This window comes from Streptomyces canus (assembly GCF_041435015.1).
Taxonomy (GTDB): domain Bacteria; phylum Actinomycetota; class Actinomycetes; order Streptomycetales; family Streptomycetaceae; genus Streptomyces; species Streptomyces canus_G.
This window is the reverse complement of the sequence record NZ_CP107989.1, coordinates 8580423-8597686: the sequence shown is the minus strand read 5'-3', so window position 1 is coordinate 8597686 and position 17264 is coordinate 8580423. Positions and strand designations below refer to the sequence as shown.

The 17264-nt window shown below is 72.1% G+C and carries 16 protein-coding genes and 1 pseudogene; 12 read left to right on the top strand and 5 right to left on the bottom strand.

The genetic code is table 11. The annotated features are described in order from the left end of the window. The 9 genes and pseudogenes from OG841_RS39275 (at position 1) to mug (ending at position 9657) form a co-directional block, all read left to right on the top strand. Positions 1 to 2568, top strand: coding sequence for an ABC transporter permease (locus OG841_RS39275; protein WP_371569084.1), 2568 nt, complete (start codon positions 1 to 3; stop codon positions 2566 to 2568). Between the two features lie 49 nt (positions 2569 to 2617). Further along, positions 2618 to 3508, top strand: a complete 891-nt coding sequence (locus OG841_RS39270) for an LLM class F420-dependent oxidoreductase (RefSeq protein ID WP_328637047.1) — start codon at positions 2618 to 2620, stop codon at positions 3506 to 3508. Positions 3509 to 3565: 57 nt separating this feature from the next. Beyond that, positions 3566 to 3991 carry a GNAT family N-acetyltransferase gene (locus OG841_RS39265; RefSeq protein WP_328637048.1) on the top strand — a complete coding sequence of 142 codons (426 nt, stop codon included), beginning with the start codon at positions 3566 to 3568 and terminating at the stop codon, positions 3989 to 3991. 49 nt (positions 3992 to 4040) lie between these two features. Beyond that, a complete protein-coding gene (locus tag OG841_RS39260) occupies positions 4041 to 5366 on the top strand; it encodes a hemolysin family protein (protein ID WP_371569081.1) in 1326 nt (441 codons plus the stop codon). Beyond that, entirely contained in the window at positions 5363 to 6376 is a 1014-nt protein-coding gene (locus OG841_RS39255; RefSeq protein WP_328637050.1) for a hemolysin family protein, read from the top strand. The genes OG841_RS39260 and OG841_RS39255 overlap by 4 nt, the downstream gene beginning before the upstream one ends. Before the next feature lie 94 nt (positions 6377 to 6470). Beyond that, positions 6471 to 7244 carry an SGNH/GDSL hydrolase family protein gene (locus OG841_RS39250; protein WP_371569078.1) on the top strand — a complete coding sequence of 258 codons (774 nt, stop codon included), beginning with the start codon at positions 6471 to 6473 and terminating at the stop codon, positions 7242 to 7244. Between the two features lie 6 nt (positions 7245 to 7250). Continuing rightward, positions 7251 to 7593 (top strand): annotated as a pseudogene (locus OG841_RS39245) (DUF4326 domain-containing protein). Positions 7594 to 7652: 59 nt separating this feature from the next. Then, positions 7653 to 9095, top strand: a complete 1443-nt coding sequence (gene purB, locus OG841_RS39240) for an adenylosuccinate lyase (RefSeq protein ID WP_328637053.1) — start codon at positions 7653 to 7655, stop codon at positions 9093 to 9095. Between the two features lie 13 nt (positions 9096 to 9108). After that, on the top strand, positions 9109 to 9657 hold the full coding sequence (gene mug / locus OG841_RS39235; RefSeq protein WP_365121168.1) for a G/U mismatch-specific DNA glycosylase: 549 nt from the start codon (positions 9109 to 9111) through the stop codon (positions 9655 to 9657). 4 nt (positions 9658 to 9661) lie between these two features. Here the strand turns inward: mug and OG841_RS39230 are convergent, their stop codons facing one another. From OG841_RS39230 to OG841_RS39220, 3 genes are all read right to left on the bottom strand, one after another. Then, positions 9662 to 10108: a hypothetical protein gene (locus tag OG841_RS39230; RefSeq protein ID WP_328637055.1), complete on the bottom strand. Its 447-nt coding sequence runs from the start codon at positions 10106 to 10108 to the stop codon at positions 9662 to 9664. A 418-nt stretch (positions 10109 to 10526) separates the two neighbouring features. After that, positions 10527 to 11276, bottom strand: coding sequence for an ABC transporter permease (locus OG841_RS39225; RefSeq protein ID WP_365121165.1), 750 nt, complete (start codon positions 11274 to 11276; stop codon positions 10527 to 10529). Position 11277: 1 nt separating this feature from the next. Next, a complete protein-coding gene (locus OG841_RS39220) occupies positions 11278 to 12198 on the bottom strand; it encodes an ABC transporter ATP-binding protein (protein ID WP_365121162.1) in 921 nt (306 codons plus the stop codon). A 108-nt stretch (positions 12199 to 12306) separates the two neighbouring features. On the opposite strand from OG841_RS39220, the gene OG841_RS39215 reads away from it, so the two are divergent. The 3 genes from OG841_RS39215 to OG841_RS39205 all read left to right on the top strand — a co-directional run bounded on the left by OG841_RS39215 (position 12307) and on the right by OG841_RS39205 (position 15396). Next, positions 12307 to 13476 carry a sensor histidine kinase gene (locus OG841_RS39215; protein WP_371569073.1) on the top strand — a complete coding sequence of 390 codons (1170 nt, stop codon included), beginning with the start codon at positions 12307 to 12309 and terminating at the stop codon, positions 13474 to 13476. A 14-nt stretch (positions 13477 to 13490) separates the two neighbouring features. Continuing rightward, positions 13491 to 14153, top strand: coding sequence for a response regulator transcription factor (locus tag OG841_RS39210; RefSeq protein ID WP_328637059.1), 663 nt, complete (start codon positions 13491 to 13493; stop codon positions 14151 to 14153). An 85-nt stretch (positions 14154 to 14238) separates the two neighbouring features. Beyond that, complete coding sequence (locus tag OG841_RS39205) at positions 14239 to 15396, top strand: ROK family transcriptional regulator (RefSeq protein WP_266568098.1); 1158 nt, start codon at positions 14239 to 14241, stop codon at positions 15394 to 15396. A gap of 74 nt (positions 15397 to 15470) precedes the next feature. Here OG841_RS39205 and OG841_RS39200 read toward each other — a convergent pair whose 3' ends face one another. Both OG841_RS39200 and OG841_RS39195 read right to left on the bottom strand, forming a co-directional pair. Beyond that, positions 15471 to 16232 (bottom strand): GntR family transcriptional regulator, encoded by a 762-nt coding sequence (locus OG841_RS39200; RefSeq protein WP_328637060.1) that lies wholly within the window; start codon positions 16230 to 16232, stop codon positions 15471 to 15473. A gap of 122 nt (positions 16233 to 16354) precedes the next feature. Beyond that, on the bottom strand, positions 16355 to 17239 hold the full coding sequence (locus OG841_RS39195; protein WP_365121151.1) for an RNA polymerase sigma-70 factor: 885 nt from the start codon (positions 17237 to 17239) through the stop codon (positions 16355 to 16357). Positions 17240 to 17264: the final 25 nt, after the last annotated feature.

Sequence of the window (17264 nt, the reverse complement as noted above, 5' to 3'; positions counted from 1 at the left end):
GTGCTGAAGGCGACGCTCCGCAGTTTCCTCGCGCACAAGGGACGGCTGGTGCTCTCCGCGCTGTCCGTGGTGCTGTCCGTGGCGTTCGTCTCGGGCAGCCTGATCTTCTCCGACACGCTGAGCCACACCTTCGACCGGCTCTTCGCCTCGACCGCGCCGGACCTCACGGTCAGCCCCAAGGAGGACCTGAGCGAGGCCATCCCGTCCGGGACGACGGCCACCCTGCCGGCCGCGCTCGCGGACCGTGTGGCCCGGGTCGAGGGGGTCGCCGCCGCGCGCTTCGACGCCGAGGACGACGGGATCACCGTCGCCGACTCCGAGAACGAGTCGGTGGGCTCGACCACCGGCGCCCCCACCATCGGCACCGACTGGAGCCCGACCTCGCGCAGCCCCGTGAAGCTCACCTCGGGCCACGCCCCGCACGGACCGTCCGAGGCGCTGCTCGACTCGGAGACCGCCGACCGCAAGGGCCTGCACATCGGCGACCCACTCACCGTGATCGCGGCGCCGGGCTCCTTCAAGGTCCGGATCGTCGGCATCGTCACGTTCACCACCACCAACCCGGGTGCCACGCTGCTGTACCTGGACCCACCGACCGCGCAGGCCAAACTGCTCGGTTCCTCGAAGGCCGCCACCAGCATCTCCGTCGACGCGGCGAAGGGCGTCGGCAACGACCGGCTCAAGCAGCGCGTGGCCGCCGCGCTCGGGACGGGCACCTACGAGTACCGGACCGCCGACGAGCAGGCGAAGTCGGACGTCGACCAACTGGGCGGATTCCTCGACGTCATCAAGTACGTCATGTTGGGCTTCGCCGGGATCGCCGTCCTGGTCGGTATCTTCCTGATCGTCAACACCTTCTCGATGCTGATCGCCCAACGCACCCGTGAGCTGGGCCTGTTGCGCGCGCTGGGTGCCGACCGGCGCCAGGTCCGGCGCTCGGTGCTCACCGAGGCGACCCTGCTGGGCCTGGTCGGCTCCACGGTCGGGCTCGGCACGGGTATCGGGCTGGCCGTCGGGCTCATCTCGCTGATGAACGCCTTCGGCATGAACATCCGAACGAGCGAGATGGTCATCGGCTGGGGAACACCGGTGGCGGCCTACGTCGTCGGGGTGGGCGTCACCTTCGTCGCGGCCTATCTCCCGGCTCGGCGCGCGGCCGGCGTCTCCCCCATGGCCGCCCTGGCGGACGCCGAGATCGCCGGGATCGGAAAGCCGCTGCGCACGCGGGCGATCGTGGGCGGGATCGTCGGCGCGGCGGGCGCGGCCGCGCTGGTGGGCTGTGTCACCGCGTCGAAGACGGCGTCCGCGGCCTCTCTGCTGGGCCTCGGCGTCGTCCTGACGCTCCTCGCCACCGTGATCGCGGGCCCGCTGCTGGTGCGGCCGGTGATCCGGGTGCTGGGCGGCGCCTTCCCCGCCCTGTTCGGCTCGGTCGGGCGGATGAGCCAGCGCAACGCCCTGCGCAATCCCCGCCGTACCGGCGCCACCGCGGCCGCCCTGATGGTGGGACTCGCCCTGGTCGGCGGGATGTCCGTGGCCAGCGCCTCGATGTCCAAGTCCTTCGACGATCAGATCGACAAGACGCTGGGCGCCGACTACGTCGTGCAGAACGGCAACTTCCTGCCGTTCCCGCAGGAGGTCACGGAGGCGGTGCGCAGGACCGAAGGTGCCGGGCTCGTCGTACGGTCGAGGTTCGCGCCCATCGCCGTACGACTGCCGGACGGCAAGCGCGTCGAGACCACCGCCGCGGGGTACGACCCGCAGCTCGACGAGGTCGCCCACATCACCTACGCGCAGGGCGACACCGCGGCCGCGCTCGCATCCGGGCAGCTGGCCATGGATTTGGACTTCGCGCGCGACCACGACGTGAAGGTCGGCAGCAGGGTCCCGGTCGAGTTCCAGGGCGGGCGCCGGACCGAACTGACCGTGGGCGCCCTCACCGAGCAGGACTCCGCTGACGGGTTCGGGACGCAGGGCGGCATCTACCTCGGCCTGTCCACCCTGGAGCGGTTCGCGCCGGGCGGCCAGGACTCCGCGCTGTATGTGAACACGGCCTCCGGCGCCGACGCCGACCGTCTGCGCGCGGCGCTGGAGAAGACACTCGACCCGTATCCGCAGGTCCAGGTACGCGACCTCGCCGACTACAAGGACCTGGTCCACGACCAGATCGCCGTCCTGCTCTACCTCGTGTACGCGCTGCTCGGGCTCGCGATCGTCATCGCCGTGCTCGGTGTGGTCAACACCCTCGCCCTGTCGGTCGTGGAGCGCACCCGGGAGATCGGACTGCTGCGCGCGATCGGGCTCGCCCGGCGTCAGCTGCGCCGGATGATCCGGCTGGAGTCGGTGGTGATCGCCGTGTTCGGCGCGGTCCTCGGGCTCGCGCTCGGGCTGGTGTGGGGGGTGTGCACCCAGCAGGTGCTGGCGCTTCAGGGCTTGAACGCGCTGGCGATCCCCTGGGGCACGATCGTCGCGGTGGTCGTCGGCTCGGCGGTGGTGGGCATCGTGGCGGCACTGCTGCCGGCCTTGCGTGCATCGCGCATGAACGTACTGGCGGCGATCGCGCACGAGTGATGGAATCGCGGGGCAGACAACTCAAGTCGCTTATCGCTGAGGAGAGTTCATGCCCCGCCCGTTTCGCTTCGCCGTCAACCTGACCGCCGCCGCCACCGACGAGGACTGGCGCGCCAAGTGCCGGCGGGCCGAGGAACTCGGTTACGACGTGATCCTGGTCCCCGACCATCTCGGCAAGGTCGCGCCCTTCCCCGCGCTGGTCGCGGCGGCGCAGGTCACCGAGCGCCCGCGCCTCGGCACGTTCGTCCTCAACGCGGGCTTCTGGAACCCGACGCTGCTCGCCCGCGAGGTCGCCACGGTGGACGCCCTCACCGGCGGCCGCCTCGAACTCGGCCTGGGCGCCGGCTATGTGCAGTCCGAGCACGACCAGGCAGGGCTGCCCTTCGGTTCTGCGGGCGAGCGGGTGGACCATCTCCGGTGCACGGTCGAGGAGTTGGAGCGGCTGTTGTCCTCGGAGGACCATGTGCCGCAGCCGGTGCAGCGGCCCCGGGTGCCCCTGCTGATCGGCGGCATAGGCAACCGGATGCTGCAACTGTCCGCCGAGCACGCCGACATCGCGGCCTTCACCGGGGCGACCCTGGTGCCGGGGAACACGACCGGCAAGCTGACCCCGACCACCGCCGAGCAGCTCGACGAGCGCGTCGGGCGCTATCTGCACCTGGCTGCGGGACGCAAGGAACCGGCCGAACTGAACCTGCTCATCCAGATGGTGGTGGTCACCGACGACCGCGAGGCGGTGGCCACGCCGTTCCTGCACCGGGTGCCGGACCTGACCCTGAAGCAGGCGCTGGACCTGCCCATCATGCTGATCGGCACGGTCGAGGAGATCGTCGCCCAGGTGCTGGCGCAGCGCGAGCGGTACGGCTTCACCTATCTGACGGTGCTGGAGGCCTCCATGGAGGCGTTCGCACCGGTGATGGCGCAGCTGCGCGGCCGGTAACCGTCCGGATCCTGGAATTGCGCGTCCCGGGCGGGACGGGCGTGGTGGGATCGCCGCATGACCGACCTGCGGATACGGGCCGCGACGCCCGACGACCTCGACATCGTCCTGACCTTCTGGAAGCAGGCCGCCGAGGGGACGAGCATCAGCGACGACCGGGACGGCGTGGAGCGGCTCGTCACCCGGGACCCCGAGGCGCTGATCCTCGCCGAGCTCGACGGCGAACTGGTGGGCACGGTGATCGCGGGCTTCGACGGCTGGCGGTGTCATCTGTACCGGCTCGCGGTGCACCCGGAGCGCCGGCGGCGGGGCATCGGGGCGGCACTGCTCACGGCCGCGGAGGAGCGGTTCGTGCGGCTCGGCGGGCGGCGCGGGGACGCGATGGTGCTGGTCCGCAACGAAACTGCACAGCACGCGTGGCGCGCGGCGGGGTATGCGCCCGAGGAACACTGGCGGCGGTGGGTGAAACCCTTCGCCGGCTAGGACGGGCGATCCTGGGGACCCTGTCCGATCATGGGACGGAGGTGACCCGATGACCGAAGTGCTCCTCCTGCTGGTGGCGATCCTGCTCTCGCTGGCCTGCGGTGCCTTCGTGGCGGCGGAGTTCTCGCTGACCACGGTGGAGCGCGGGCAGCTGGAGCGGGCGGTGGAGCGCGGCGAGCGGGGCGCGGCCGGCGCCCTGAAGGCCGTACGGCATCTGACGTTCCAGCTGTCCGGGGCGCAACTCGGGATCACCGTCACCAACCTGGTCGTCGGCATGCTCGCCGAACCGTCGATCGCGGCCCTGATCGCGGGGCCGCTGGAGTCGCTCGGTGTCTCGCCGTCCACCTCCCGGTCGCTGGCGCTGGTGCTGGGCACCGCGCTGTCGACGGTGTTCCTGATGGTGGTCGGCGAGCTGGTGCCCAAGAACTGGGCGATCTCCTCGCCGTTGGCCATGGCCAAGCGGGTGGGCACCGCGCAGAGCTGGTTCAGCGCGGCCTTCCGCCCCTTCATCACGCACCTCAACAACATGGCCAACCGGGTGGTGCGCCGCTTCGGTCTGGAGCCCGCCGAGGAGCTGGCCTCGGCTCGCGGGCCGCAGGAGCTGGCCGCGCTGGCCCGGCACTCCGCCCGGGCGGGCGCGCTGGAGGCGGACACCGCCGAGCTGTTCGTGCGGACGCTCAATCTCGCCGACCTGACCGCGGAGAACGTGATGACCCCGAGGGTGCAGGTGATCGCCCTGGACGTCCAGGCGACCTGCGAGGACGTGGCGAACGCGACGCGTGCGACCGGCCTGTCCCGGTTCCCCGTCTACCGCGGCGGCCTCGACTCGGTCGTCGGCATCGCACACATCAAGGACGTCCTGGCGGTACCGGCCGAACGCCGAGCCCGCACCTCGGTCGCCGAGCTGCTGCGCGAGCCGCTGCTGGTGCCCGAGTCGCTGACGGTGGACCGGCTCCTGGACCGGCTGTCCGGCAAGCGCACGATGGCGGTCGTCATCGACGAGTACGGCGGCACGGCGGGCGTGGCCACGCTGGAGGACATCGTCGAGGAGGTCGTCGGCGAGGTACGGGACGAGCACGATCCTCACGAGACGTCCGACCTGGCTCCCGCGGGCACCGACGAGGAGGGCAGGGAGCTCTTCCGGGCCGACGGTTCGGCACGCATGGACCAGCTCGCGCGCGTGGGCCTGCGGGCGCCCGAGGGGCCGTACGAGACGCTGGCCGGACTGCTGGCGACGGAGCTCGGCCGGATTCCGTCCGTCGGCGACTCGGTGGAGGTCGCCGGCTGGCGGCTCGACGTGGTGGACGCGCAGGGCCGCCGGGCCGCGCGGGTACTGCTGCACGCACCCCTGCCCGGGGAGGCGACGGAGTCATGACCGTCGTCCAGTTGCTGATCGGTCTGGCGAGTCTCGTCGTCAACGCCTTCTTCGTGGGTGCCGAGTTCGCGCTGATCTCGGTGCGGCGCAGCCAGATCGAGCCCCACGCCGATCAGGGCGACCGGCGTGCGAAGAGCGTGCTGTGGGGGCTGGAGCACGTCTCCGCGCTGATGGCGGCCGCGCAGCTCGGGATCACGTTGTGCACGCTGGTCCTGGGTGTGGTCGCGGAGCCGGCGATCGCGCATCTGCTGGAGCCGGTGTTTCACGCGGTGGGTGTGCCGAAGGGCGCGGGGCACGCGGTGTCCTTCGTGATCGCGCTGACCGTGGCGACCTATCTGCACATGCTTCTGGGCGAGATGGTCCCGAAGAACATCGCCCTCGCGGAGCCGGTGCGCAGCGCGCTGCTGCTCGGGCCGCCGCTGGTGACGCTGGCGCGCGGGCTGCGTCCGGTGATCTTCGCGATCAACGCCTTCGCGAACGCCCTGCTGAAGCTGCTGCGCGTGGAGACCAGAGACGAGGTCACGGCGACCTTCTCGGACGCCGAGCTGGCCCGGATCGTGCGGGACTCCGGCGAGGCGGGCCTGATCGACGAGCGGGCGCGGGAGCGGCTGCACGACGCGCTGGAACTGGGGCGACGGCCCGTGCGGGACGTGGTGCTGCCCCTGGAAAGGGTCGTCTACGCGCGCGTGGGCGTCACACCGGAACAGCTGGAGGCGCTGTCGAACGAGTCCGGGTTCTCACGGTTCCCGGTGGTGGACGAGGTGCGGCGGATCGTCGGCTACCTCCACGTCAAGGACGCGCTGGACGCCTCGCCGCGGGATCTGCCGTTCCCGGTGCGGGACATGCGGCCGATCGCGCGGATCCGGGAGAGCACGCCACTGGACGACGTACTGACGGCGATGCGGCGCAGCCGTACCCATCTGGCGGCGGTGCTCGGCGAGGACGGTCGGCTGGCGGGGCTGGTGACGATGGAGGACGTGCTGCGGGAACTGTTCGGACAGCAGGTGTGAGGGGCGGTGCGGGCGGGGTGGGGCCTGAACGGCCGTTCCGGGCCCCAGGGTGACCGACCGCCGGGTATGTGCAGCGGTTACCATTTCTTCCGCCATGCAGACTAATCCCACTTACTCCAGCCTGGTCGCGGTCGGCGACTCCTTCACCGAGGGCATGTCGGACCTGCTGCCGGACGGCTCCTACCGGGGCTGGGCCGACCTCCTCGCCGGCCGGATGGCCGCCGTGACGCCCGGCTTCCGGTACGCCAACCTCGCCGTGCGCGGCAAGCTGATCCAGCAGATCGTCGACGAGCAGGTCGACGTGGCGGCAGCGATGCAGGCGGACGTGATCACGCTGGTGGGCGGCCTCAACGACACCCTGCGGCCCAAGTGCGACATGGTCCGCGTGCGCGACCTGCTGACGGAGGCCGTGGAGCGGCTGTCCCCCGCCTGCAAACAGCTCGTCCTGATGCGCAGCCCCGGCCGCCAGGGCCCGGTCCTGGAGCGGTTCCGGCCCCGCATGGAGGAGCTGTTCACGGTCGTCGACGAGCTCGCCGCACGGCACGGCGCGGTGGTCGTCGACCTGTACGGCGCCCCCTCGCTCTCCGACCCGCGCCTGTGGGACGTGGACCGGCTGCATCTGACGGCCGAGGGCCACCGCCGCGTCGCCGAGGCCGTGTGGCAGACGCTCGGCTACGACCCCGAGGACACGGAGTGGCGTACACCGGTCCCGGCGACGGTCCCACCGCGGTGGGTCGCGCGGCGCGTCGCGGACGCCCGCTTCGCCAGGCAGCACCTGCTTCCGTGGATCGGCCGCCGGCTGACGGGGCGGTCGTCGGGCGACGGCCTGCCGCCGAAGCGGCCCGACCTGCGGCCCTACGAGCCCTAGGACGCCGTGCACACGCGCGTGGTCAACGTCAGGGGGCCGTATCCACGAGTACGGCCCCCGCCTCGAACACGCGCCCGCCGACCTCGCCTATGTCGGCCGACGCTGGACCATGGGCGGCTGGGACCTGCCGAAGCACCCGCTGCACCACCCCTTCGCCTACGACACCCCCTCGCGCCGCCGGGACGGCACGCGGGCCGAGGTCATGGCGAAGTACCGGGTGTATCTACTGCGACGACCGGATCTGCTCGCTCTGTTCCCGAGACTGCGCGGCAGGGCCCTGGCCTGCTGGTGCGCGCCCGAACCGTGTCACGCCGATGTGCTGGCGGAGCTCGCGGAAGACCTCTCGTAGGTTCCGACGAACGGGGCCCGGGCGCTGGCCTGCACGAATCGCCAGTAGAATCCGTACACGTGACTTCCGCTCCCGCCAAGCCCCGCATCCCGAACGTCCTCGCCGGACGCTACGCCTCCGCCGAGCTCGCCACGCTCTGGTCGCCCGAGCAGAAGGTGAAGCTCGAGCGTCAGCTCTGGCTCGCCGTGCTGCGGGCCCAGAAGGACCTCGGGATCGAGGTGCCCGAGGAGGCGCTCGCCGACTACGAGCGGGTCCTGGACACCGTCGACCTGGCCTCCATCGCCGAGCGCGAGAAGGTCACGCGGCACGACGTGAAGGCACGGATCGAGGAGTTCAACGACCTCGCCGGGCACGAGCAGGTCCACAAGGGCATGACGTCCCGGGACCTCACGGAGAACGTCGAGCAGCTCCAGATCCGGCTCTCCCTGGAACTGATCCGGGACCGCAGCGTGGCCGTCCTGGCGCGCCTCGGCAAGCTGGCCGGCGAGTACGGCGAGCTGGTCATGGCCGGCCGCTCCCACAACGTGGCCGCGCAGGCCACCACGCTCGGCAAGCGTTTCGCGACCGCCGCGGACGAGCTGCTCGTCGCCTACGGCCGGGTCGAGGAGCTTCTCGCCCGCTACCCGCTGCGCGGCATCAAGGGCCCGGTCGGTACCGCGCAGGACATGCTGGACCTGCTGGGCGGGGACGCCTCGAAGCTGGCGGAGCTGGAGCAGCGGATCGCCGGTCACCTGGGCTTCTCGCAGGCGTTCACCTCGGTCGGCCAGGTCTACCCGCGCTCCCTGGACTACGAGGTCGTCACCGCGCTGGTGCAGGTGGCGGCGGCCCCGTCGTCGCTGGCGAAGACGATCCGGCTGATGGCCGGGCACGAGCTGGTGACCGAGGGGTTCAAGCCGGGCCAGGTCGGCTCCTCCGCGATGCCGCACAAGATGAACACGCGGTCCTGCGAGCGCGTCAACGGCCTGATGGTCATCCTGCGCGGCTACGCCTCGATGACCGGCGAGCTGGCGGGCGACCAGTGGAACGAAGGCGATGTGTCCTGCTCGGTGGTGCGCCGGGTCGCGCTGCCGGACGCGTTCTTCGCTCTCGACGGTCTCCTGGAGACCTTCCTGACGGTCCTCGACGAGTTCGGCGCCTTCCCGGCCGTCGTCGCGCGCGAGCTGGACCGCTACCTGCCGTTCCTCGCCACCACCAAGGTGCTGATGGGCGCGGTGCGCGCGGGTGTAGGCCGTGAGGTCGCGCACGAGGCGATCAAGGAGAACGCCGTCGCCTCCGCCCTCGCGATGCGCGAGCAGGGCGCCGAGCGCAACGAACTCCTCGACAAGCTGGCCGCGGACGAGCGCATTCCGCTCGACCGGGCCGGGCTGGACTCGCTGATGGCCGACAAGCTGTCCTTCACGGGCGCCGCGGCCGACCAGGTCGCCGTCGTCGTCGGCCGGATCGAGGAGATCGTCAAGCAGCATCCGGCCGCCGCGGGTTACACGCCCGGGGCGATCCTCTGACGCTCCTCACGCGATGACGCGCTTCACCCCCGAGGAGTTGGAGGCCGCCCGCGACCGTGTCGTACCGGACGTGGTCGCGGACGGTCTGCGTGTGCTGTTCTGCGGCATCAACCCCGGTCTGATGACGGCCGCGACGGGGGATCACTTCGCCCGGCCCGGCAACCGGTTCTGGCCGGTGCTCCACCTGTCCGGGTTCACCCCGAGGCTCCTGAAGCCGTCGGAGCAGCGGGAGTTGCTGTCGTACGGGCTCGGGATCACCAATGTCGTGGCCCGGGCGTCCGCGCGGGCGGACGAGCTGAGCGCCGAGGAGTACCGCGAGGGCGGGCGGCTGCTGGCCGAGAAGGTGGCGCGGCTCAGGCCCCGCTGGCTGGCCGTGGTGGGGGTCACCGCCTATCGCGCGGCCTTCGACGACAGGAAGGCGAAGGTCGGGCCGCAGGAGCGGACGATCGGGGAGACGCGCGTGTGGGTGCTGCCGAATCCGAGTGGCCTCAACGCACACTGGTCGGCGGCGACGATGGCGGAGGAGTTCGCCCGGCTGCGGGTGACGGCGGGGGACGGCTAGCGGGTCAGACCGGGTCGATGTCCGAGGCCACGGCCAGGACGTGGACCTCGTCGGTGGTGTCCCGGTAGCCCACGCCGAGGGCGATCCAGCGGTCCGAGCCCGGGGGTTGCCACAGCTCCAGGTCGTCCGCCACGGAGCTCGTCGTGGCCCAGGGTTCGGGTATCTCCTCGCCCCGCTCGCTGTGCACCCGGAGCGTGCCCATGCCCCAGAGCGGCTGCTGCCTGCCCCAGCGGTCGTCCAACTGCTGCGCTATGGAGCTCTTCAGGGCGTAGAAGTCCGCCACGGTCGCCATGCGGCGCGCCGCGTCACCGGTCCGTGTCCCGTGGCTCACCTCTAACGACTCGATGCGGTAACCGGGTCCCGCCCCGTAGGGCACCGGCTCGCCGTCCGCCGCGGTCAGGTCGCGGGCGCACAGCGAGTCGATCGCGGCGAGGTACTTCGCACTGTCCATGTGATCCAGTAAACCGGCCACCACTGACATTTGGCGGAGCGTCAAGTGACTCGGGGCCGGGCGTCCCGGCGACAGGCCGGTCGCGGGGTCGGGCATCGCGGCCACGGCCCCGCCGGGACCGCACGTTCCGACGACGGACCGGTCGCGAGGCTCTGGCGTCCCCGGGGACCGACCGGCCGTGAGGTCGCACCCCGGCCACGAACCGCCGGGGAGTCAGACGCCACGGCCACGGACCGGTCATGGGCTAGGGCATCCCGGCGACAGACCCACCGTGGAGTCAGACGCCACGGCCGCGTGTCCCGGCCTCAGGCCGGTCGTGGGGTCGGACATCCCAGGCGACGGGCCAACCGTAGGTCACGCGTCCCGGCCACGGACCGGTCATGGTGGCGGACATCCTGACCCCGGACCCGCCCCGGGGTCAGGCATCCCGGCGGCGCAAGCTCCACGCGCCCGCCGCGACGGCTGCCGCCGTCCACAGGGCGGTGACGCCGAGTCCGGCCCACGGTCCCAGAGTCCGGTCGGGGGTCTCGTACAGAACGGCCTGTCCGGCCCTGTCGGGGAGGAAGTCGGCGACACCGCCCCCGGCCGCGTCTCCGATCACGAACGAGACGACGAGGACGAACGGGATGATCAGGGAGAGGGCGCCCACACCACTGCGCAACAGGGCCGCGACTCCGGCCGCGAGCAAAGCCATCAGTGTCAGGTAGACCGCGCAGCCGACCACACCGCGCGTCTGCTCTCCCATGGAGAGGCCGCTCGCCGCGTCCCCGAGCCCGGCCCGTGCCACGACGAGCGCCGCGAACGCGGTGACCAGCCCGACGGCCAGCGCCGGCAGGCCGATCGCGAGCAGCTTCGCCGCGAACCACCGCCCCCGCCGCGGCACCGCGGCCAGCGACAGCCGGAGCCCACCCCCGTGGAACTCCGACGACACCGCCATGGCCCCGAAGGAGATGGCCGCGATCTGGCCCGGGGCGACCCCGGACAGCGCCATGAACAGCGGATCGAACTCGGGGTCCGAAGTGTTCGAGACTCCGGCGATCGCGGAGAAGGCGGTGGTCGCCGCGAACAGGGCGAGCAGCGCGCCGAGGAGCGAGCGCAGCGTACGGATCTTCAGCCACTCGGAGCGGAGGACCGGGGCGAAGGAGCGGGGGGTGGGTGGGGACGACATGTCAGGCCTCCTGCGGCTGTGCGGTGAACTCGGTCTCGGTCGCGGTCAGATCCAGGTAGGCCTGTTCCAGAGTGGCTTCCTGTGTGGCCAGTTCGAGGAGCGGCACGCGCGCGGCGGAGACGAGGGCGCCGATCTCGTCCACGCGCGCGTGCTGCACGGTCCAGTGCCCGTCCTCGTGCTCCACGGCGTCGTGACCGTGCCGGGCGAGGGCGCTCTTGAGGGCGGTGGGGTCCGTCGTGCGGATGCGGACGCCGGGCCGCACGCGTGCGTGGATGAATTCCCGCATCGGTGTGTCGGCGAGCAGGCGCCCCCGGCCCAGGACGACGAGGTGGTCGGCGAAGGACGCGGTCTCGTTCATCAGGTGGCTGGAGACCAGCACCGTGCGGCCCTCTCCGGCCAGCCGGCGCAGCAACTCGCGGATCCAGATGATGCCTTCGGGGTCGAGGCCGTTCGAGGGCTCGTCGAGCATGACCACGCCGGGGTCGCCGAGCAGAGCGGCCGCGATGCCGAGCCGCTGCCGCATGCCCAGGGAGTACGTCTTCACCCGGCGCCTCGCGACCGAGGCCAGCCCCGTCCGCTCCAGCACCTCCTCGACCCGGCGGTCGGGGATGCGGTTGCTCGCCGCCAGCGTGCGCAGGTGGTCGCGGCCGCAGCGGGAGCCGTGCGCGGCCTGGGCGTCGAGCAGGGCGCCCACATGGCGCAGGGGTTCGTCGAGTGTGACGTAGGCGCGGCCGCCGATGGTGGCCGTCCCGGAGGTCGGGCGGTCGAGGCCGAGGACGAGTCGCATGGTGGTGGACTTTCCGGCGCCGTTGGGCCCGAGGAAGCCGGTGACACGGCCGGGCAGGACACGGAAGGTGACGTCGTCCACGGCTCGTCGGGTGCCGAACTCCTTGGTGAGGGCTTGGACTTCGATGCTGGTCATGGCAGCAGCCTGACCGGTGCCGCGGGGGCGGGGCCTCCCCCGCGTGGGGAGATCGTCTCCCCCGTGCGGGGGAGGCTCGTTGTCGGTGGCGGCTGGCACGATGACCACATGGTCCGCTTGCTGCGCCCGTTCCGTCGGGCGGTGACGTACACACGATGGCTGCATCTGTTCATCGCCGTCGTGTGGCCGGCCATGTGGATGTTCGTCGAGGAAGCGTGGTGGACCTGGCTGGTGGCGGCCGTGACGCTCGCGCCCGCGGCTCTGGTGCCCGCGATGCGCACCGTGGAGGGGCTGCAGGCGAGGCTGCTGCTGACAGGGCACCGGCACAACAGCGAGAGCAGCGACATCGTCGTCGCGCCGTCGGCGTCCTGGAGCGACCGGGGACGGCTGGTCCTGTGGCTGGAGGCGCGGCTGCTGCTCGGCTACGCGACGGCGATGTTGAGCATGCAACTGCTCATCAGCTCGGTGGACCTGGTGGCGTCGGCCTTAGGACGTGACGTCGACGAGGGCGTCCTGATCCTCCTCGACGGCCACCGGTGGTGGCACGTCCTGCTCGCGCCCCTGTCGCTGGCCGCGCTGGCGGCGACCGTGGTCGGTTCGGGCCGTCTGATCACCGCGCTCGCGCTCCGGCTCCTCGGTCCCTCCCCGGCCGAGCGCCTGGCCGCCATGGAGGAGCGCACCGAGCAGCTCCTGGAGCGCACCCGCATCGCGCGCGAGCTGCACGACTCCATCGGGCACGCCCTGACCGTCGCCGTCGTCCAGGCGGGCGCCGCGCGGGCGGCCGGCGATCCGGCCTTCACGGACCGTGCCCTGGACGCCATCGAGGAGACCGGCCGGGCCGCGCTGGAGGACCTGGAGCGTGTCCTCGGCATCCTGCGCGAGTCCGACCGGCCGGTGAGCGGCCGGCCCACGCTGACGGACGCCGACCGGCTCCTGGAGTCCGCGCGCGCGTCCGGCGCCAAGGTGGAGGCCGAACTGACCGGGCCGGTGGACACCGTGCCCGGGCCGGTCTCCCGGGAGGGCTACCGGATCCTCCAGGAGTCGCTGACCAATGTGCTGCGGCACGCGGGAGCCGTCCCGGTCCGGATCCGTATCGAGGTCACGGGCGAGGCACTCGCCCTGGAGGTCCGCAATCCGCTGACGGCCGACATACCCGGCCCCGGACGGGGCAGCGGGCTGCGCGGGATACGCGAACGGGCGGCCCTGCTCGGCGGCCGCGCGCGCACCGGGCCCGACCGGGGTGACTGGCAGGTGCATGCCGAGTTGCCGCTCCGCTGATCTACGCTGACGGGATGCCGGTCACCGTTCTCCTCGTCGACGACGAACCCCTCGTACGCGCCGGTCTGCGGGCGGTGCTCGAGGCGCAGCCCGACATCGAGGTCGTCGGCGAGGCGGCCGACGGGGCGGCGGTGATCCCCCTGGTACGGCAGCTGCGGCCCGACGTGGTCGCCATGGACGTACGGATGCCGCTGCTGGACGGTATCGAGGCCACGCGCGCGGTACTGCGGACGGTCGACAAGCCGCCGAAGATCCTCGTGGTGACGACGTTCGAGAACGACGAGTACGTGTACGAGGCACTGCGGGCCGGTGCCGACGGGTTTCTGCTGAAGCGGGCCCGGCCGGCCGAGATCGTGCACGCGGTGCGGCTGGTCGCCGAGGGCGAGTCCCTGCTGTTCCCCGCCTCGGTACGACAGCTGGCCGCCCAGTACGGCGAGGAGGGCGGCAACCGTGCCGCCCGGGCCGCGATGGAGCGGGCCCAGCTGACCGAGCGGGAGGCCGAGGTGCTGCGGCTGATGGCGCGCGGTCTGTCCAACGCGGAGATCGCCACACGGTTGATCGTCGGCACGGAGACCGTGAAGTCGCACGTCAGCGGCGTCCTGGCGAAGCTGGGGGCGCGGGACCGGACGCAGGCGGTGATCGCGGCGTACGAGTCGGGGTTCGTGGCGCCGGGGTGACCGGCGAATCGGCCGGCGGGGCGGCAGGGCGGCGGAGCGACCTGTACCATCCGCCCCACACGCGCACGAGCTGGGAGGACGGACGTTGGGGCGACTGACCGGCGGGGATCCCTCACTCCTGCGAAGAATCAATTCCGCGGTGGTACTGCACGCGCTGCGCGCCACGGACTGCGCGACGCTGACCGAGATCACCCGGGTGACGGGCCTGTCCCGGCCGACGGTCGAGGGGGTCGTCGAGGGGCTCATCGAGAGCGGCCTGGTGGTCGAGAAGGCGGCGGACGAGAGCGTCGCCCGGCGGCAGGGACGGCCCGCGCGGCGGTTCCGGTTCCGGGCCGAGGCCGGGCACCTGCTGGGCCTGGACATCGGGCCCCACCGGGTCGCCGCGCTCCTGTCCGACCTCGACGGCCGGGTGCTCGGCGCGGTGGCCAAGGACGTCGACGAGACGGCCTCGGCCGACGAACGTCTGGAGCGGCTGCGCACTGCGGTCGCCGAACTGCTGCGCCGGGCCGGGGTCGCGCGCGACTCGCTGTGGGCCGTGGGGGTCGCCTCGCCGGGCATCGTGGAGGCGGACGGGACCATACGGCTGTGCGCGGCGCTGCCCGAGTGGACGGGGCTGCGTCTCGGCGAGCGGCTGAGCCGTTCCTTCAAGTGCCCGGTGCTGGTGGAGAACGACGCCAACGCGGCCGCGGTCGCCGAGCACTGGAAGGGCTCCGCCACCGAGTCCGACGACGTGGTGTTCGTGCTGGCCGGGCTGAGTCCGGGGGCCGGTTCGCTGATCGGCGGGCGGTTGCACCGGGGGTACGGCGGGGCGGCCGGGGAGATCGGCGCGTTGCATCTGCTCGGCCGCGAGGTCACCCCCGAGACACTGCTGTCCACCACGGACGAGCCTTTGCACCCGCTCGACGAGCAGGCGGTCGCCGCGGTCTTCGCGCAGGCCCGGGAGGGCGACCAGCGGGCCCGCGCGGCCGTGGACCGGTTCATCCAGCGGCTCGTCCACGACGTGGCGGCGCTCGTCCTGGCCCTCGACCCGGAACTCGTCGTGGTCGGCGGCTGGGCGGCCGGCCTGGACGGCGTACTGGAGCCGCTGCGGCGCGAGTTGGCCCGCTACTGTCTGCGGCCGCCGAAGGTCACCCTGTCGCTGCTGGGCGAGGCGGCCGTGGCGACGGGCGCGCTGCGCCTTGCTCTCGACCATGTGGAGGAGCAGTTGTTCGCGGTGGAGGGCACGGTCACGGCGCGGCGGTGAGCCGTCCCCGGGCGGCGCGCGATGACATACGGCGGTGTCCCGGACCGGGGTCCGGGGCACCGCCGCAGTGCTGCTCAGGAGGCCCGGCGCTCGGGGCCCTCGTGGATCTCCACCGCGCCGGAGTCCCCGAAGGTCAGCCGGCAGGTGTCCGCACGGTAGGTGGCCACCGAGACGGCCGCGGTGCGGCCCCCCGCCAGGTAGCGGGTGGTGACGACGAGGACCGGGGCCCCGGGCAGGCGGTCCAGTTCCTTCGCGTCGTCCGCGCGGGCCGAGCCGAGTTCGACGGCGTTCTCCCGGCTCTCCAGCTCCAGGCGCTGCAGTTCGCGCAGCACGGCACGCGCGCGTGCCGCCCCGGACGGAGTGTCTATGGCGGAGAGCTCCGGCACCGACGCCTCGGGGATGTACAGCAGCTCGGCGGCGACAGGCTGACCGTGGGTCATACGGGAGCGGCGCACGATGTGCACCGGCTGCTCGCGGTCGGTCCCGAGGGCGTCCGCGACGGCCGCGGGCGGCACCGCGGCGGCGCAGTCGACGGCCTGCCAGTCGTCTCCGGCAGCACCGGGCCACGCGTGCTGCTCGCTGCCGACGGCCACGCCCACGCGCGGCGGCGCGACGGTCGTCCCGACACCGCGGCGGCGCTGCAGCCTGCCTTCCAGCTCCAACTGCTCCAGGGCCTGACGGAGCGTGGCACGGGCGACACCGAAACGGGCGGCGAGATCGCGCTCGTTCGGCAGGATCTCGCCCACGGAGAATTCGGAGTCCAGTGCTTCACTGAGCACCGTCTTGAGATGCCAGTACTTCGGTTCCGGCACCGTTTCCAGCTGCGTGGTCCCCACCCTGTCCTCCGCAATCGCCGTGGTCCGGCGGCGTTTTAGCGCCCTTGTTTATTAAAGGTTGTTGCACTTCTCTGCGACCATAGGGCGGCCCCCACCCTTGGTCAAGACCAATCCTCGATCCCTCAGGCAGCAGGCAGGGAGCGCAGCTTGTCGGGGTTGCGGATGACATAGACGGACTGGATGCGGCCGTCCAGGACGTCCAGCTGGAAGACGGAGTCGGGCTTTCCGCCCGACAGGACGAGCACCGCCGGTCCGCCGTTGAGCTCCAGGAAGCGCCAGCTGATGTCCGGGACGCCCTTTTCGGCGACGCCGACGAGGAAACGACCCACGTGGTCGGCCGACTCCAGGACCCGCAGCGGCGCCTTGGTCTTGCCGCCGCTGTCCCCGACGAGCCGGACGTCCGGGGCGAGCAGCGACATCAGCCCCTCCAGGTCGCCTCCGCCCGCGGCGGCGAGGAAACGCTCCGTCAGATCGCGGCGCCGGACCGGGTCGACCTCGTAGCGCGGCCGTCGTTCCTCGACGTGCCTGCGGGCCCGCCCCGCGAGCTGCCGTACGGCGGGTTCGCCGCGGTCGAGCATGGCGGCGATGTCGGCGTAGGGGTAGCCGAAGGCCTCCCTGAGGACGAACACCGCCCGCTCCAGCGGTGACAGCGACTCCATGACGACCAGGACCGCGAGGGAGACCGAGTCGGCGAGGACGGCCTGCTCGGCGGTGTCGGGCACGGTGTCCCCGAAGTCGGTCACATACGGCTCGGGCAGCCAGGGGCCGACGTACGTCTCGCCGCGCGCCTTGACCTGGCGCAGCCGGTCGATCGCCAGGCGGGTGGTGACGCGGACCAGGTAGGCGCGCGGTTCGCGCACCTCGCTCCGATCGGCCGCCGACCAGCGCAGCCAGGCGTCCTGCACCACGTCCTCGGCGTCGGTGACGCGCCCGAGCATGCGGTAGGCGACGCCCATGAGGACGGGACGGTGCTCTTCGAAGACATCGGTCTCGGTGTCAGTGGCCACGGGTTCATCCCAACCCAGACGCCGG

Coding starts and splice junctions, on each gene's coding strand:
- OG841_RS39270 (WP_328637047.1), top strand. CDS start 2,618: ATGCCCCGCCCGTTTCGCTTCGCCGTCAACCTGACCGCCGCCGCCACC.
- OG841_RS39265 (WP_328637048.1), top strand. CDS start 3,566: ATGACCGACCTGCGGATACGGGCCGCGACGCCCGACGACCTCGACATC.
- OG841_RS39260 (WP_371569081.1), top strand. CDS start 4,041: ATGACCGAAGTGCTCCTCCTGCTGGTGGCGATCCTGCTCTCGCTGGCC.
- OG841_RS39255 (WP_328637050.1), top strand. CDS start 5,363: ATGACCGTCGTCCAGTTGCTGATCGGTCTGGCGAGTCTCGTCGTCAAC.
- OG841_RS39250 (WP_371569078.1), top strand. CDS start 6,471: ATGCAGACTAATCCCACTTACTCCAGCCTGGTCGCGGTCGGCGACTCC.
- mug (WP_365121168.1), top strand. CDS start 9,109: ATGACGCGCTTCACCCCCGAGGAGTTGGAGGCCGCCCGCGACCGTGTC.
- OG841_RS39230 (WP_328637055.1), bottom strand. CDS start 10,108: ATGGACAGTGCGAAGTACCTCGCCGCGATCGACTCGCTGTGCGCCCGC.
- OG841_RS39225 (WP_365121165.1), bottom strand. CDS start 11,276: ATGTCGTCCCCACCCACCCCCCGCTCCTTCGCCCCGGTCCTCCGCTCC.
- OG841_RS39220 (WP_365121162.1), bottom strand. CDS start 12,198: ATGACCAGCATCGAAGTCCAAGCCCTCACCAAGGAGTTCGGCACCCGA.
- OG841_RS39215 (WP_371569073.1), top strand. CDS start 12,307: ATGGTCCGCTTGCTGCGCCCGTTCCGTCGGGCGGTGACGTACACACGA.
- OG841_RS39210 (WP_328637059.1), top strand. CDS start 13,491: ATGCCGGTCACCGTTCTCCTCGTCGACGACGAACCCCTCGTACGCGCC.